17 protein-coding genes are annotated in these 15,896 nt (G+C 64.7%); 9 read left to right on the top strand and 8 right to left on the bottom strand.

Annotated features, from left to right (window positions below; all coding sequences use genetic code 11):
- Positions 1 to 11 precede the first annotated feature (11 nt).
- The 5 genes from V1288_RS33865 to V1288_RS33845 form a co-directional block, all read right to left on the bottom strand.
- Positions 12 to 1,130 carry a branched-chain amino acid ABC transporter substrate-binding protein gene (locus tag V1288_RS33865; protein ID WP_334361122.1) on the bottom strand — a complete coding sequence of 373 codons (1,119 nt, stop codon included), beginning with the start codon at positions 1,128 to 1,130 and terminating at the stop codon, positions 12 to 14.
- A 182-nt stretch (positions 1,131 to 1,312) separates the two neighbouring features.
- Positions 1,313 to 2,056, bottom strand: a complete 744-nt coding sequence (locus V1288_RS33860) for an ABC transporter ATP-binding protein (RefSeq protein ID WP_334361121.1) — start codon at positions 2,054 to 2,056, stop codon at positions 1,313 to 1,315.
- Between the two features lie 160 nt (positions 2,057 to 2,216).
- Positions 2,217 to 3,050 carry an ABC transporter ATP-binding protein gene (locus tag V1288_RS33855; RefSeq protein WP_334361120.1) on the bottom strand — a complete coding sequence of 278 codons (834 nt, stop codon included), beginning with the start codon at positions 3,048 to 3,050 and terminating at the stop codon, positions 2,217 to 2,219.
- A complete protein-coding gene (gene livM, locus V1288_RS33850) occupies positions 3,047 to 4,366 on the bottom strand; it encodes a high-affinity branched-chain amino acid ABC transporter permease LivM (RefSeq protein WP_334361119.1) in 1,320 nt (439 codons plus the stop codon). The genes V1288_RS33855 and livM overlap by 4 nt, the downstream gene beginning before the upstream one ends.
- Before the next feature lie 11 nt (positions 4,367 to 4,377).
- Positions 4,378 to 5,295 carry an ABC transporter permease subunit gene (locus V1288_RS33845; protein ID WP_334361118.1) on the bottom strand — a complete coding sequence of 306 codons (918 nt, stop codon included), beginning with the start codon at positions 5,293 to 5,295 and terminating at the stop codon, positions 4,378 to 4,380.
- A 364-nt stretch (positions 5,296 to 5,659) separates the two neighbouring features.
- On the opposite strand from V1288_RS33845, the gene V1288_RS33840 reads away from it, so the two are divergent.
- Positions 5,660 to 5,818, top strand: a complete 159-nt coding sequence (locus V1288_RS33840) for a hypothetical protein (RefSeq protein WP_334361117.1) — start codon at positions 5,660 to 5,662, stop codon at positions 5,816 to 5,818.
- A gap of 159 nt (positions 5,819 to 5,977) precedes the next feature.
- Here the strand turns inward: V1288_RS33840 and V1288_RS33835 are convergent, their stop codons facing one another.
- The 3 genes from V1288_RS33835 to V1288_RS33825 all read right to left on the bottom strand — a co-directional run bounded on the left by V1288_RS33835 (position 5,978) and on the right by V1288_RS33825 (position 8,631).
- Positions 5,978 to 6,370, bottom strand: a complete 393-nt coding sequence (locus V1288_RS33835; RefSeq protein ID WP_334361116.1) for a carboxymuconolactone decarboxylase family protein — start codon at positions 6,368 to 6,370, stop codon at positions 5,978 to 5,980.
- A 108-nt stretch (positions 6,371 to 6,478) separates the two neighbouring features.
- A complete protein-coding gene (gene pcaD, locus V1288_RS33830; protein ID WP_334361115.1) occupies positions 6,479 to 7,261 on the bottom strand; it encodes a 3-oxoadipate enol-lactonase in 783 nt (260 codons plus the stop codon).
- Positions 7,262 to 7,278: 17 nt separating this feature from the next.
- Positions 7,279 to 8,631: a 3-carboxy-cis,cis-muconate cycloisomerase gene (locus tag V1288_RS33825; protein ID WP_334361114.1), complete on the bottom strand. Its 1,353-nt coding sequence runs from the start codon at positions 8,629 to 8,631 to the stop codon at positions 7,279 to 7,281.
- A 166-nt stretch (positions 8,632 to 8,797) separates the two neighbouring features.
- Here V1288_RS33825 and V1288_RS33820 point away from each other — a divergent pair, with 166 nt between their 5' ends.
- The 8 genes from V1288_RS33820 to V1288_RS33785 all read left to right on the top strand — a co-directional run bounded on the left by V1288_RS33820 (position 8,798) and on the right by V1288_RS33785 (position 15,746).
- Positions 8,798 to 9,244: an SRPBCC family protein gene (locus V1288_RS33820; protein WP_065750337.1), complete on the top strand. Its 447-nt coding sequence runs from the start codon at positions 8,798 to 8,800 to the stop codon at positions 9,242 to 9,244.
- 250 nt (positions 9,245 to 9,494) lie between these two features.
- A complete protein-coding gene (locus V1288_RS33815) occupies positions 9,495 to 9,980 on the top strand; it encodes a (2Fe-2S)-binding protein (protein WP_334361113.1) in 486 nt (161 codons plus the stop codon).
- 36 nt (positions 9,981 to 10,016) lie between these two features.
- Positions 10,017 to 10,820: an FAD binding domain-containing protein gene (locus V1288_RS33810; RefSeq protein ID WP_334361112.1), complete on the top strand. Its 804-nt coding sequence runs from the start codon at positions 10,017 to 10,019 to the stop codon at positions 10,818 to 10,820.
- A gap of 49 nt (positions 10,821 to 10,869) precedes the next feature.
- Entirely contained in the window at positions 10,870 to 11,778 is a 909-nt protein-coding gene (locus V1288_RS33805; protein ID WP_334361111.1) for an AAA family ATPase, read from the top strand.
- Between the two features lie 107 nt (positions 11,779 to 11,885).
- Positions 11,886 to 13,091, top strand: a complete 1,206-nt coding sequence (locus V1288_RS33800) for a vWA domain-containing protein (protein ID WP_334361110.1) — start codon at positions 11,886 to 11,888, stop codon at positions 13,089 to 13,091.
- An 11-nt stretch (positions 13,092 to 13,102) separates the two neighbouring features.
- A complete protein-coding gene (locus V1288_RS33795; RefSeq protein WP_025589337.1) occupies positions 13,103 to 13,432 on the top strand; it encodes an XdhC family protein in 330 nt (109 codons plus the stop codon).
- Positions 13,429 to 14,145, top strand: coding sequence for an XdhC family protein (locus V1288_RS33790; protein WP_334361109.1), 717 nt, complete (start codon positions 13,429 to 13,431; stop codon positions 14,143 to 14,145). The genes V1288_RS33795 and V1288_RS33790 overlap by 4 nt, the downstream gene beginning before the upstream one ends.
- Positions 14,142 to 15,746: a molybdopterin-binding/glycosyltransferase family 2 protein gene (locus V1288_RS33785; protein WP_334361108.1), complete on the top strand. Its 1,605-nt coding sequence runs from the start codon at positions 14,142 to 14,144 to the stop codon at positions 15,744 to 15,746. The genes V1288_RS33790 and V1288_RS33785 overlap by 4 nt, the downstream gene beginning before the upstream one ends.
- Positions 15,747 to 15,896 lie beyond the last annotated feature (150 nt).

The raw sequence follows: 15,896 nt of genomic DNA, 5'->3' as shown, positions 1-15,896 counted from the left end.
TCGACGAGGGCCTATGACCCCTTCGGATTGATCTCGGCGTAGTTGCCCTTGGCGTCCCACTTGTAGACGACGTAGTCGATGACCTTGATGTCGCCCTTGGCGTCGAAGCCCAGCTTGCCGAGCACGGTGTCCCAGTCGGCGGCCTTGATGGTTTCCATGACCTTCTTCGGATCGGTGGTCTTGGCCTTCGCCACCGCCTGCGTCCAGACCTGCATCGCGGCATAGGTGTAGAGGGTGTAGCCTTCGGGATCGATGTTCTTGGCCTTGAACTTCTCCACGATCGCCTTGGCAGTCGCCTTGTTGCGCGGGTCGGGACCGAAGGTGAACAGCGTGCCTTCGGCGGCCGGACCGGTGATCGAGGCGAATTCCTTGTCGTTCATGGCGTCACCCGCCATCAACACCGTCTTGAGGCCCTGGTCGCGCATCTGGCGCAGGATCAGGCCGGCTTCCTGATGGTAGCCGCCGACAAAGACCAGATCGATATTGTCGCGCTTCAGCCGCGACACGATCGAGTTAAAGTCCTTGTCGCCCTTGTTGTAGGATTCGAACATCTTCTCGGTGAAGCCGGCCTTGTTGAGCGCCTTCTTGGTTTCGTCGGCAAGGCCTTTGCCATAGGTGGTCTTGTCGTTGAGGATGGCGACGTTCTTGCCCTTGTAGTTCTTGGCGATGTAGTCGGCGGCAACCAGGCCCTGCTGGTCGTCGCGGCCGCAGACGCGCGCCACGTTCCAGAGCTTGCGCTCGGTGAACAGCGGGTTGGTCGAGGCCGGGGTAATCTGCAGCACGTTGCCGTCGGCGTAGGCTTCCGACGCCGGGATCGACGACGACGAGCAGAAGTGACCGGCAACGAACGGGATCTTGGAGCTGGCGAGCTTTTCCGCCACCGAGCGCGCCTGCTTGGGATCGCAGGCATCGTCACCGACCTGCAGCGCGAGCTTCTTGCCGAGCACGCCGCCACCGGCGTTGAAGTCAGCTACGAATTGTTCGGCGCCGTTCTTCATCTGCCGGCCGAACGCGGATTCGCCGCCCGTCATCGGGCCCACCACTGCGATGGAGATGTCCTGCGCCAGTGCGGTTGTCGACAGCGCCAACGATGCGCCCAATGCCAGGCCGATGAGTTTCAGTGATTTCATGAGATATCCTCGCAGTCAGTCGATTTCGGGAAGCACCCGGCATGCCGGGTACGAAAATCACACCCATTGTCGGCTGATTTTACGGCGAAGTCATCGGCAAATTTCGGGCAAATCCACGGTCGGTTCGCAGCATCTTGCCGCAGCAAGCACCAGGGCAAGGTGGGAGGCAGTCGGAAGCGCCGCTACTCCCGCCGGCCGCCCTCCAGATAGGCAGCGCGGATTTCCGGGCGCTGCAGCAATTCGTTGCCGGTTCCGGACAGGGTGATCAGGCCGTTGACCATGACATAGCCACGATGCGCCAGTTTCAGCGCGTGGTTGGCGTTCTGTTCGACGATCAGGACGGTCAGGCCGTCCTGCCGGTTCAGGGTCCGGATCGCGTCGAAAATCTGTCGCGCGATCAGGGGGGCCAGCCCCAGCGACGGCTCGTCCAGCATCAGCAGGCGCGGCCGGCTCATCAGGGCCCGGCCGATCGCCAGCATCTGCTGCTCGCCGCCGGACAGCGTGCCGCCGCGCTGGGTCATGCGTTCCTTCAGCCGCGGGAACAGCGCGAAGACGCGTTCCAGGGCGCCTGCCCGGTCGGCCTCGCTGCTATCGGTCGCATCGGCGCCCATCTGAAGGTTTTCCGCCACGCTCATGCGCGGGAAGATGCGGCGGCCCTCCGGGGATTGGGCGATGCGCAGCCGTGCGATCTCGTGCGTCGGCACGTCGGTGATGTCCTGGCCGTCGAATTCAATCCGGCCGGAACGGGCGCGGGGCCGGCCGAAGATCGTCATCATCAGCGTCGATTTGCCGGCGCCGTTGGCGCCGATCAGCGCGACGATTTCGCCGGCGTTGATGTCGAGATCGACGCCCTTCAGCGCCTCGATCTTGCCGTAGGCCGCGCGCAGGGCGCGGATCGCGAGCAGGGGTGATGGAGTTGAGATCATCGCATGACCTCACAGCCGTCATGGCCGGGCTTGTCCCGGCCATCCACGTCTTTCTTCCTTGACGACCGCAAGGACGTGGATGGCCGGGCATAGGCGAGCGGAAGCGACGCCGTCCTTCGGACCGCTTTGCCCGGCCATGACGGAGATATGTGTAACGCCGTCACGTTCCGCTCTCCATCACGGCGATGGCTTCCTCTTCATCCGTGCCGAGATAGGCCGCGATCACCTTGGGATCGTCGCGGATCTCGCGCGGCGTGCCTTCGGCGATCTTCAGCCCGTGATCCATCACGACGATGTGGTCGGAGATTTCCATCACCACGCTCATGTCGTGCTCGATCAGCAGGATCGAGGTGCCGTGATCCGCGCGGATCGAGAGCAGCAATTCGCTTAAAGCGGCGCTTTCGCGCGCGTTCAGTCCGGCTGCGGGCTCGTCGAGGCAGAGCAGCGCGGGCAGGGTGCACATCGCACGCGCGATCTCCAGACGCCGCTGGTCGCCATAGGGCAAATTGCCGGCGGCATCGTCGGCGCGGTCCAATAGCCCGATGCGGTCGAGCCAGGTCTGCGCCAGGTCGATCGCGGCCTGTTCGGCATGGCGCCAGGACGGCATGCCGATCAGGCCGAGAAACGTCAGCCCGGAGGCGCGCATCAGCGCGTTGTGCTGGGCCACCATCAGGTTTTCCAGCACCGTCATGCCGGGAAACAGCCGGATGTTCTGGAAGGTGCGGGCGACTTTGGCCTGTTTTGAAATTCGGAAGTCGTTCAGCCGCTCGAGCCGGATGGTGTGGCCGTTGTCGTGCGCCAGCCGCATGGCGCCCGAGGTCGGCTTGTAGAAGCCGGTGATGCAGTTGAACACCGTGGTCTTGCCGGCGCCGTTCGGCCCGATCAGTGCGGTGATCTTGCGTCGCTCGGCATTGAAGGAGAGTTCGTTGACGGCGACGATGCCGCCGAAGCGCATCGACAGCCGATCGACCGACAGGATGGGATCGCCGCTCATCCGTGCCCCTCCTTGACGAGGTCGGATGAGATCGCCTGGCTGTGCTTTAAGAACACGGTCGGCGCGCGATGGCCGATCAGGCCGCGCGGCCGCCAGATCATCAACAGCACCATCGCCATGCCGAACACCAGCATGCGGTACTGATCGAGCCCGCGGAACAGCTCGAAGCCGCCGATCATGGCGAGCGCGGCGAGCGCCACGCCGAGCTGCGAGCCCATGCCGCCGAGCACGACGATCGCGAGCACCAGCGCCGATTCATGGAAGGTGAAGGATTCCGGGCTGATGAAGCCCTGCCGCGTCGCGAAGAACGCGCCGGCAAAACCACCGAACATCGCCCCCGTTGCAAACGCCGTCAGCTTGGTCGTGGTGGTGTTGATGCCGAGCGCGCGGCAGGCGACCTCGTCCTCGCGCAGCGCTTCCCAGGCGCGGCCGATCGGCAGCCGCCGCAGCCGGATCGTGACCCAGTTGGTGAGCAGCGCCAGTGCCAGGATCAAATAGAACAGAAATACGATGCGGTGGGTCGGCGAGAATTCGATGCCGAGCAGGGCCGCGAGTCCGTCATCGGCCGGTGTGAGCGGAATGCCGAACAGGGTTGGCCGGGGAATGCCGGTGACGCCGTTCGGCCCGCCGGTCAAGCTCTGCCAGTTGATGATGACGAGGCGGATGATCTCGCCGAAGGCCAGCGTGACGATGGCGAGATAATCGCCGCGCAGCCGCAGCACGGGAAAGCCGAGCAGCACGCCCCAGAACGCGGCGAGGATGCCGGCGAGCGGCAGGCAGACCCAGAACGACAATCCGAAATTGGTCGCCAGCAGCGCATAGGAGTAGGCGCCGACGGCGTAGAATGCGACATAGCCAAGGTCGAGCAGGCCGGCGAGGCCGACCACCACGTTCAGCCCCCATCCGAGCATCACGTAGGTCAGGACGAGGATGCCGAGGTCGAGAATGTAGCGCTCGTCGTAGAAGATGACCGGCACCAGGAACGTGAACACCAGCAGCACCGGCGCGATGCCGCGGCGCGCGACGGCGAGGGTGGTTTGCACGGAAGGTGGCACGATCCTGACGGTGCCGACGGGTCCCCACCATTGCCGCAGCAATTCGACGATGATGCTGCCGCCGAACACGCCCGCGACCATGACGGCGAGGTCGCCGAACCGCGTCCAGTAGATCAATTGTCCTTGGGGACCCGCTTCGGTGCGTACGCCGATCATCAGCGAAAACAGCACCAGCGCCACGAGCGCGCTGATCAGCGCTTTCTTGAAGATGAAGGCTGCGCCCGGAGCGCGCGAGGTTTGGGCGGCGGGGGTTGCGTTCACGCTGCCGTCCGTCAGACTTTTTCGACTTCAGGCCGGCCGAGCAGGCCGGTCGGAAGGAAGATCAGGACCACGATCAGGATCGAGAACGCGGCGACGTCCTTGTACTCGACGGAGAAGTAGGCCGACCACAGCGTCTCGATCAGGCCGATCAGTAGCCCGCCCAGCATCGCGCCGGGCAGCGAGCCGATGCCGCCGAGCACCGCGGCGGTGAACGCCTTGATGCCGGCGACGAAGCCCATGAAGAAATCGACCAGCCCGTAATAGAGCAGGTACATCATGCCGGCGACGGCGGCCAGCGCCGCCCCGATCACGAAGGTCATCGAGATGGTGCGATCGACGTCGACGCCGAGCAGCGAGGCCATGGTCTGGTCCTGCTCGCAGGCGCGCATATCGCGCCCCAACCGCGTGCTCGATACCAGCCAGGTGAACAGCGCCAGCAGCACGATCGTGGTGATGACGACGATGATCTGGACGTTGGAAAGCTGCACCACGAAGCCGCCCGCGCCCTCGTGCAGGGTGTAGCCGCCGGTGATGATCGGCGGCACCGGTTTGACGCGGGCGCCCTGGGCGACTTGCGAATAATTGGTCAGCACGAATGACATACCGATCGCGGAGAGCATCGGGGCCAGACGGAACGAGTGCCGCAGCGGCCGGTAGGCGATGCGCTCCACCGTCCAGCCATAAAGCGCCGTGATCGCCATCGACACCAGCAATACGACCAGCAGGATGAGGGGGATGGCGGTCAGGCCGAACGAGACCAGGATCAGGAACGTGATCAGGGCAATGAAGCCGCCGATCATGAAAATATCGCCATGGGCGAAGTTGATCATGCCGACGATGCCGTAGACCATGGTGTAGCCGATGGCGATCAGGCCGTAGATCGAGCCGAGCACGAGGCCGTTGATCAGTTGCTGGGCGAAATAATCCATGCGCTGCCGCTCGAGCCTGTTCGGGACTGAACAGGCTCTGGTTTTCCTTTTGACGCGCCTTCTTCACGCGAACCGGTACCCACTTCGCTTGAAAACGCTATGAAGAGCCAGCGACGCGGCGAGAGCTCCGGCAGCCCGATGCGACGCGTCGTGTCGGTTTCTAACAGTGGGAACCAAGGGCGGCAACAGCGCCGGCTGCGGCTTAATTGGCTTGTACAGAGCTAGTTTTTGCGCAGCGGTTCCCGGTGCCACAGTCCGGACACGGCCTTGCCGCGGAATGATCGCGGCGGAACCGGCGTTCCCTTGCAACGAATGCCATGCCTCTCCGTTTATTGGGGCTATGGTCAACAACGGAGATCCCCCAATGACCAATCAGAACAACCCGGGTCAGCAGAACCAGAACCCGGGTCAGAAGCCCGGTCAGCAGCAACAGGGTGGCGGCCAAAAGCCGGGCCAGCAGCAGCAGGATCCCGGCCGTAAGGGACAGAAGCCCAGCCAGGATCCACGGCAGATGCCAGAGTAGAAAAAAGATCCCGCCGAAAGGCGGGATTTTCTTGTGCGCGCTCCGCCCACTACCGTCGTAGCCGATCGGACCAGCATCCCATTCGTGTCCCGGACGGGGCGCAGCGCCTCTTGGCGGTGCGACGGTCCGGGATACGACAAGCTGCGTGCGCGGAAAGAGCTATCCCTTCAGCAAGCCTAGTTCGGCGATGATCGCGCCCGCTTCCTTGACGGCGTGATTGGCCGCCGGCACGCCGCAATAGATCGCCTGCTGCAGCAATATTTCCTTGATGTCGTCGGGCGTGAAGCCGCCTTCGGCCAGCGCCGCGCGCACATGCAGGCGGAATTCATCCCATTGTCCGAGCGCGACCATGGTGCCGATCACCAGCACGCGGCGGGTGCGGTGATCGAAATGCGGCCGGGTCCAGATCTCGCCCCAGGCATAGCGGGTGATCAGGTCCTGGAAGTCGGTGTTGAACGCGTTGCGGTTTTTGATCGACTTGTCGACCCATTCATTGCCGAGCACCTTGCGGCGCTGCGCCATGCCTTCGTCGCGGCGTTGGTTGTCGTCCATCAGTGTCTCCTCCAGAGCCGTCATTCCGGGGCGATGCGAAGCATCGAACCCGGAATCTCGAGATTCCGGGTTCGCCTCTTCGAGGCGCCCCGGAATGACGACGCACGTCTATCGTTGCGTCAAGAACCCGATCACCGCATCCGTGAACGCGTGCGGTTGCTCGACGTTGGAAATGTGCGCCGCATCGAGGATGGTCATGCTCGCGCCGGGAATCCGGCTGCGCATGAATTCGGCGTCCGCGATTGTCGTCGACATGTCGTGGCGGCCGGCAATGATGAGCGTCGGGCTCTTGATCCTGGGCAGCAGCTCGCGCTGGTCGAGCGTCGACAGCGCCTCGCAGCAGGCGATGTAGCCCTCGACCGGCGTGGTCAGCATCATCGCCTTCATGTTGGCCGCGATCTGCGGCTCGCGTTCGCGGAAATCCGCCGTCAGCCAGCCCGCCATCACGGCGTCGGCGACCGCGGCGATGCCGCCTTCCTTGACCGCCTTGATGCGATCGTTCCAGCGCGTCGGGTCCGGGTAGTGGCAGGTAGTGTTGGCGAGCACGATCTTGCCGAATCGGTCGGGAGCATTGGCGCCCAGCCATTGCCCGACCATACCGCCCATCGACAGGCCGCACCAATGGGCTTTCGCGATATTGAGGTCGTCGAGGATCGCCAGCACGTCGCGGCCGAAGCGTTCCAGCGAATAGGGCCCGGGCGGCACGTTCGATTTGCCGTGGCCGCGCCGGTCGTAGCGGATGACGCGGAACACCTGCGTCAGCGCCTTCATCTGCGGCTCCCACATCTGCATGGTTGAGCCCAGCGAATTCGACAGCATCAGCGTCGGTCCGCCGTCGCGGCCTTCGACGGATACGTTGAGCAGGCACCCGTCGGCGTCGATCATCGGCATGGCAGTTCTCCGGCTTCTTATTCGTTCAGCGAAGCGAGCAGGCGGTCGATCAGGGCCTGCGAGGCGCCCTGATAGGCCATCGGCTCGAACAACGCAGCGATTTTATCGGCGCTGAGCTGCGCGGTGATCTTGGCATCCGCCGTCAAGACATCGCGCAGATGTTTGTTGTCCTTGACCGCCCTCTTGCTGGCCGCCTCGACCAGATGATGCGCGTCGCTCTTGCCGACCTTTTCGGCCAGCGCCATCGTCACGGCTTCCGCCATGATCAAGCCGCCGGTCGCGTCGAGATTGCTGCGCATGCGCACGACGTCAACTTCCAGGCCTTCCGCGATATCCACAACGGCGGCCAGCGCGCCCGAGGTGACCAGCATCAAGGTCGGCAGCGTCGGCCATTCGGCGTGCCAGGGACCGGCGCTGCGTTCGTGGTCCTGCACCTGCGCCGCAAAGATCGTCGCCGCCAGATTTGGGGCCATGGTGGCGGCCGCCAGCGCGCTGGCCGCGGCGACAGGATTGCGCTTGTGCGGCATGGTGGAGGAGCCGCCGCGGCCTTCGCCGGAGGGCTCGAACGCTTCGCCGACATCGGTCTGCATCATCAGCGAGACATCGCGCGCGATCTTGCCGCAGGTGCCGGCGATGATAGCGAACACCGAGGCCGCTTCCGCGATGCGGTCGCGGTGGGTGTGCCAGGGTGCGTCGGGCAGCGGCAGCTTCAGCTCGAGCGCCAGCCGTTCCGCGACCGGCAAACCCTTATCGCCGAGGGCGGCGAGCGTGCCGGCCGCGCCGCCGAATTGCAGCGCAAGCGTCTCGCTGCGCAGGCGCTGCAGCCGCAGCTTCGAGCGGTGCAGCGCCGCGGCATATTCTGCCAGCTTCAGCCCGAACGGCATCGGCAGCGCATGCTGCAGCCAGGTGCGGGCGACTACCGGGGTGTGGCGGTGCTGACGCGCCAGTCCGGCAAAGCCGGCAATGGCGCGGTTGGTGTCGGCGAGCAGCGCATCGATGCCGGCGCGAAGGCCGAGCATGGCGCCGGTATCGATGACGTCCTGGCTGGTCGCGCCCCAATGGACATAACGCGCGGCCTCGGCATCCACCTTGGCGACGTTGGCGGTCAGTGCCTTGACGAGCGGGATGGCGAGGTTGCCGGAGCGGGTGGCGGCGTCGGCCAGCGCGGCGAGATCGAATGATTCGGCGTGGCACGCATTCGTGATCGGGCCGGCCGCGCTTGCCGGAATCACCCCGGCTGCGGCCTCGGCGCGCGCCAGCGCCGCCTCGAAATCCAGCATGTTTTGCAGGGCCGCGACATTGTCGCAAACCGTGCGCATCGCGGCGCTCGACAGCATCGGGGCCAGCAGGGGGGAAAGGGACGTGCTCATCTGCGCGACCTAACCACTCCGGCCTGCCGCTGCCAATGCCCTTGTCGGCCGGGCTCTGCTGCAATTGCGAATATGCATCGCTCACGGTGCCGGGCGGTCTTCCTTTTGGCCCAGCCGTGCTTTACTTGGGGAAGATCAGGTTGAAGCGATCCAGGAGGCTCCCCCCATGGCGATGACGATGAACGGCGAAGTCCAGCTTGCGGCGTCGCGTGAGGCTGTGTGGGCCAAGCTGAACGATCCGGAGGTGCTGAAGGCCTGCATCCCCGGCTGCGAGGAGCTGGAAAAGACCGAGGATAACGGCTTCCGCGCCACCGCCAAGATGAAGGTCGGGCCGGTCTCCGCCCGCTTCAAGGGCAAGGTCATGCTGAGCGATCTCGACCCGCCCAACGGCTACAAGATCTCGGGCGAAGGCGAGGGCGGCGTCGCCGGCTTCGCCAAGGGCGGCGCCACGGTGGCGCTGTCCGAAAAGGATGGCGGCACGCTGCTGAGCTATAATGTCGAGGCGCAGATCGGCGGCAAGCTGGCCCAGCTCGGACAGCGGCTGATCAATGGTGCGGCCAAGAAGCTGGCCGACGAATTCTTCGCCAATTTCGGCAAGGCCGTGCAAGGCTGACCAGGCAAGGCTGACCAGGCAAGGCTGATTTAAGCAAGACTGATTAGGCAAGACTGATCAAGGCTGATTCTGCGCGGCCACCCCGGTCGAACAGGCCGTCAAGTCACTCATGCCATGCCCCAGGAGAGGGGCTCGCGAGGGCTCCTGAGGTTGCTCATTACCGGGATGGCCCATATTATGGGCTTTGGAATGACTATAAACGCCTGCGCTGCCGGCAGATCCGTCGGCGGCGCAGCCCAAGAGAGTGGTGATGGCCAAGATTTCCCTGATCGTGAACGGTAATCCCGTAAACGCCAATGTCGATCCCCGTACCCTGCTGGTCCAGTTTCTGCGGGAAAATCTGCGCCTGACGGGCACCCATGTCGGCTGCGATACCTCGCAGTGCGGCGCCTGCGTCGTCCATCTCGACGGCAAGGCGGTGAAGTCCTGCACCACGCTCGCGGTCATGGCCGATGGCCACGACGTCAAGACCATCGAGGGCCTGGCCGCGGACGGAGCGCCGCTGCATCCGATGCAGGAAGCCTTCCGCGAGCATCATGGCCTGCAATGCGGCTTCTGCACCCCCGGCATGATCATGACCGCGGTCGATATGGTGCATCGCAAGGGCCATGACCTCTCCGAGCACGTCATTCGCGAAGAGCTCGAAGGCAATCTGTGCCGCTGCACCGGCTATCAGAACATCGTCCAGTCGATCGCCGCCGGCGCCAAGGCGATGGCCAAATCCGATCTCGCTTAATTGATTTCATCGCATCCGCGATCAGGAAGTTCTCAAATGTACGAATTCAAATATCATCGTCCGGCAACCGTGCGGCAGGCCGCCAATCTCCTGGTGAAGAACGAAGACGCCAAGGTGATCGCCGGCGGCCATACGCTGGTGCCGGTCATGAAGCAGCGGCTCGCCAGCCCGCCGCATCTGGTCGACCTCTCCCACATCGAAGGGCTCGACGCCATCGAGATGAAGGGCCGTTCGCTGGTGATCGGCGCGACCGCCAGCCATGCGGCCGTCGCGGCGTCGTCGATCGTGGGCGAAGCGATTCCGGCGCTGGCCGAGCTCGCCGGCGGAATCGGCGATCCTGCGGTGCGCCATAAAGGCACGATCGGCGGCTCGCTCGCCAACAACGATCCGACCGCGGATTATCCCGCAGCGGTTCTCGCGCTCGGCGCCACCATCGTCACCAACAAGCGCCGCCTCAAGGCCGAAGAGTTCTTTCAGGGCCTGTTCACCACCGCACTCGAGAGCGACGAGATCATCACCAAGGTGATGTTCCCGCTGCCGAAGAGGGCAGCCTACATCAAGTTCCGCAACCAGGCCTCGCGTTACGCGCTGGTCGGCGTGTTCGTCGCCAAACGTCCGTCGGATGTGCGCGTCGCCGTCACCGGCGCCGGCTCGGACGGCGTGTTCCGCGCCACCGCGTTCGAGGAAGCGCTGAAGAAGCGTTTTTCGCACAAGGTGCTCGATGGCATTTCGGCGTCGGCCGATGGGCTGAACAGCGACCTGCACGGCAGCGCCGAATATCGCGCGCATCTGATCGGCGTCTTGACGCGCCGCGCCGTCGAAGCCGCGACGGCGAAGTAAGTTTGCCGATTAGTTTGCCGACTCCTTGCGTATCAAGATTGGCTATCCCATGAGTGCATCGGCGCTACCCAAATCCGTCGATGCGATGCTGGAGCTCCTGACATCGCGCGGCTATCTGGCCGAGCGGTCGCTGGCGACGGTCGCCTACCTGTCGCTGCGCATGGGACGGCCGCTGTTTCTCGAAGGCGAGGCCGGCGTCGGCAAGACCGAAATCGCAAAAGTGTTGTCGGCGGCCCTCGGGCGCAAGCTGATCCGCCTGCAGTGCTACGAGGGGCTGGACGTCGCTTCCGCCGTCTACGAGTGGAGCAGCGCGGCGCAGATGATCGCGATCCGCCTGGCGGAAGCCGCCGGCGATACCGACCGCGAGCAATTGTCATCGGACATCTTTGCCGAGCGCTTTCTGATCAAGCGTCCGCTGTTGCAGGCGCTGGAGCCGGATGTTGCCGGCGCGCCGGTGCTTTTGATCGACGAACTCGACCGCGCCGACGAGGCGTTCGAGGCGTATCTTTTGGAAATCCTCAGCGATTTCCAGGTGACGATCCCCGAATTCGGTACCATCAGGGCGCCACAGCCGCCGATCGTCATTATCACCTCGAACCGCACCCGCGAGATTCATGACGCGCTGAAGCGGCGCTGCCTTTATCACTGGGTGGACTATCCCGAGCCCGAGCGCGAGCTTGCGATCGTCAAGTCGCGCGTGCCTGATATTTCCGCAAAGCTGTCGCAGCAGGTCGTCCGCTTCGTGCAGGCGCTGCGCGACCAGGACTTCTACAAGTCGCCCGGCGTCGCCGAGACTATCGATTGGGCCACCGCGCTGACTGAGCTCGATGCCCGCTCGCTGACGCCGCAGATGGTCGGCGACACCCTGGGCGCGCTGTTGAAGTACCAGGACGACATCGCGCGGATGCAGGGCGACACGCTGCAGAAGGTTTTGAAGGAAGCGACGAGCGAGGATTAGGCCACAGCGTCGCCCGTCATTCCGGGGCGATGCGTCAGCATCGAACCCGGAATCTCGAGATTCCGGGTTCACGCTTCGCGTGCCCCGGAATGACGGCGGAGGCTACCATGACAACCATCGATCACCTCAACCCGCCCACCGGCCACATGGCCGACAACGTCGTCGGCTTCGCGCGCGCGCTCCGCGCGGCCGGGATTCCCGTCGGCCCCGGCGCGGTCATCGATGCGCTCAACGCGCTGCAGGCGATCGAGATCGGCAACCGCGCCGATGTCTACGCCACGCTGGAGGCGATCTTCGTCAAGCGCCATGAACACATGCTGATCTTCGCGCAGGCGTTCGACCTGTTCTTCCGCGCCGCCGAAGACTGGAAGCACATGCTGGATTCGGTGCCGTTGCCGGACCACGCCAGGAAGAAACCGCCGCCGGCGTCGCGCCGGGTGCAGGAGGCCATGGCGCAGCCCTCGATGCGCGACGAGGCGCCGCAAATCCAGGAACAGGAGCTGCGGCTGTCGGTCTCCGACAAGGAGATCCTGCAGAAAAAGGATTTTGCGCAGATGAGCGCAGCCGAGATCGCCGAGGTCACCCGCGCCATCGCCAATATGAAACTGCCGCAGGCCGAACTGCGCACGCGCCGTCACCAACCCGACGCGAAGGGGCTGCGGCTCGACATGCGCCGCACCCTGCGCAGTTCCTTGCGCACCGGCGGCGAGATCATCGACATCAGAAAGCTCGGCCGGATCGAGAAGCCGGCGCCGATCGTGGCGCTGCTCGATATATCGGGATCGATGAGCGAATACACCCGCCTGTTCCTGCATTTTCTCCATGCCATCACCGACGCCCGCAAGCGCGTGTCGGTGTTCCTGTTCGGCACGAGGCTTACCAACGTGACGCGGGCGCTGCGGGCGCGCGATCCGGACGAAGCGCTGGCGAGCTGTTCGTCGTCGGTGGAGGATTGGGCCGGCGGCACCCGCATCGCCACCTCGCTGCACAGCTTCAACAAATTGTGGGGCCGGCGCGTGCTTGGGCAGGGCGCTATCGTGCTGCTGATATCGGACGGGCTGGAACGCGAGGCCGACGCCAAGCTGGCCTTCGAGATGGACCGGCTGCATAGGTCTTGCCGCCGCCTGATCTGGCTCAATCCCCTGCTGCGCTACAGCGCCTTCGAGGCCAAGGCCCAGGGTATCAAAATGATGCTGCCGCACGTTGACGAATTCCGCCCGGTGCATAACTTGACATCGATGGAAGGGCTGATCGCGGCGCTTTCGGCGCCGCCCCCGCCGCACCACATGAGCCGCATCCGTTCAGCAGCTTGAAAGGGCCCGATATGCTCAACCGCGACGAAGACATTCTGCAGGCTGCCGAGAACTGGCAGAAGGCGGGACACGGGGTTGCACTCGCGACCGTGGTCGAGACCTGGGGCTCGGCCCCACGACCGGCCGGCTCCAGCCTCGTCATCAACGATGACGGCACGTTTCTGGGCTCGGTCTCCGGCGGCTGTGTCGAGGGCGCCGTCGTCACCGAGGCGCTGGACGTGATCGCCAGCGGCAAGCCAAAAATGCTGGAATTCGGCGTCGCCGACGAGACCGCCTGGAATGTCGGCCTGTCCTGCGGCGGTACCATCCGCGTGTTCGTCGAGAAGGTGGGCCAGTCGTGAAACTCGAAACGCTAACACAGGTAAACGTCGAGCGCGCCGCGCGCCGTCCGGTGATCGTGATTACCGATACCACCAATGGCGAGCAGCGGCTGGTGAAGGCCAAGGACATCGCCGGCGATCCGCTGGGCGCCGAACTTTCAAAGCAGCTCCGCATGGGCAAGAGCGGCATGATCGAGTCCGGCGGCAAGAAACTATTCCTCAATGTCTATGCGCCGACCGCACGCCTCGTGATCGTCGGCGCGGTCCATATCAGCCAGGCGTTGGCGCCGCTAGCACGTTCGCTCGACTATGACGTGACGGTGGTCGATCCGCGCACGGCCTTTGCCAGTCCCGAGCGCTTCCCTGACGTGCCGCTGATCGCGGAGTGGCCCGACGTGGCGCTGCCGCCGCTCAATATCGATCATTACACGGCGTTCGTCGCGCTGACCCATGATCCGAAGATCGACGATCCGGCGCTGCTGCATGCGTTCGAACGCGACTGCTTCTATATCGGCGCGCTGGGATCGCGAAAGACCCACGCCAAGCGTGGCGAGCGGCTGAAGGCGCAGGGCGCTGGTGATGCCGACATCGCGCGCATCCATGCGCCGATCGGGCTTTCGATCGGCGCGGTGTCGCCGTCGGAGATCGCGGTCGCGATCATGGCCGAGATCACCGCTGAATTGCGGCTGCCCAGGGAGGGCGCGAAGGAAACCGCGAAGGTGCAGGCGGCATGAAGTTCGGTCCCGCCAGTCCGGCCAACGCGATTGGCGGCGTCACCGTGCATACGCTGCGGCAAGGCTCGCTGGTGCTCAAGAAAGGCACCACGATCGGCCCGGCCGAGGTCGAGGCGCTCAACAAGGCGGGTGTGAAAGAAATCGTCGTGGTGCGGCTGGAGGCGGGCGACGTCTCCGAGGACGAAGCCGCCGCCAGCATCGCGCAAGCCGTTGCCGGCGAGGGCGTCACCGTCGAGCGCGCCTTTACCGGCCGCTCCAACCTGTTCGCGGCGCAGGCCGGCGTGCTGGTGGTCGATCGCGCCGCGGTCGACCGCATCAACGGCGTCGACGAAGCCATAACTTTCGCGACCCTCTCGGCCTTCAAGCCGGTGGTCGAAGGCGAGATGATCGCGACGGTCAAACTCATTCCGTTCGGCGTCGAGGCGAAGCTGCGCGATGCGGCCGTGGCAGTCGCAGGCAAGGGCACACTGCGGATCGCCCCCTATGTCATCAAGAAGGTCGGCGTGGTTTCGACCTTGCTGCCAGGGCTTTCGCCAAAGGTGATCGACAAGACCCTGCGGGTGACGGCGGAACGGCTGGCGCCCGCGGGCGCCGGCATCATTGCCGAGCGCCGCGTACCACACGATGAGGCTGATCTTGCGGCATCGATCAAGGAATTGCTCGGCCTCGGCGCCGAGCTCGTGATCGTGTTCGGCGCCTCCGCGATCGCCGACCGCCGCGACGTGATCCCGGCAGCAATCACCGAAATCGGCGGCGCGATCGAGCATTTCGGCATGCCGGTCGATCCCGGCAATTTGCTCCTGATCGGCAGCGCTGGCGGCGTGCCCGTATTGGGCGCACCGGGCTGCGCGCGCTCGCCGGTCGAAAACGGCTTTGACTGGGTGTTGATGCGGCTTCTCGCCGGGCTGAAGGTCACGCGCGCAGAGCTGACCGGCATGGGCGTTGGCGGCCTGTTGATGGAAATCGTGACGCGGCCGCAGCCGCGCACCGTTGCCGACACCGAAGCCAACCGCAACGTCACGGCTATCGTGCTCGCGGCCGGGCGCTCGACCCGGATGGGCGGCCCCAACAAGCTCTTGGCCGAAATCGACGGCAGGAAGCTGGTGCGGATCGTGGCCGAACAGGCGCTGGTCTCCAGGGCAACCGGCGTCATCATCGTCACCGGTCATCAGGCCGATCTCGTCGAGCAGGCGCTGGCGGGCCTCAACGTAAAGTTCGTCCGCAACCCGGATTTCGCCGGCGGCTTGGCGTCCTCCGTCAAGGCCGGCATCGCAGCGGTGCCGGAAAACGCCGACGGTGCCATCGTCTGCCTCGGCGACATGCCGCTGATATCAGCAAAACTGATCGATCAGTTGATCGAAACTTTTGCGCCGGACCGCGGCCATCTGATCGCGGTGCCGGTCAGCGACGGCCGCCGCGGCAACCCCGTGCTGTGGTCGCGCCGCTTCTTCAAAGAATTGATGACGCTCGACGGCGACGTCGGCGCCCGCCATCTGATCGCCAAGCACACCGAGGCCGTCGCCGAAGTCCCGGTCGATGGCGAGAGTGCCTTCCTCGACATCGACACCCCGCAGGCGCTGGAAGCGGCACGGCGGGGGTAGATTGTAGGGTGGGCAAAAGCGCAGCGTGCCCACCACCATCCTATCGCGATCGCAGGGAAGCGGTGGGCACGCTGCGCTTTATCCACCCTACGAAGCTTCCGTTCACCAAATTTAAAACTCCCCGCGGCTAGATTCTTCCCCGTTACCTCG

It is taken from the genome of Bradyrhizobium sp. AZCC 2176 (genome assembly GCF_036924645.1).
In the GTDB taxonomy this organism is placed as follows: domain Bacteria; phylum Pseudomonadota; class Alphaproteobacteria; order Rhizobiales; family Xanthobacteraceae; genus Bradyrhizobium.
The sequence above is the reverse complement of the archived record's forward strand: the minus strand, read 5'-3'. Positions and strand labels throughout refer to the sequence as shown.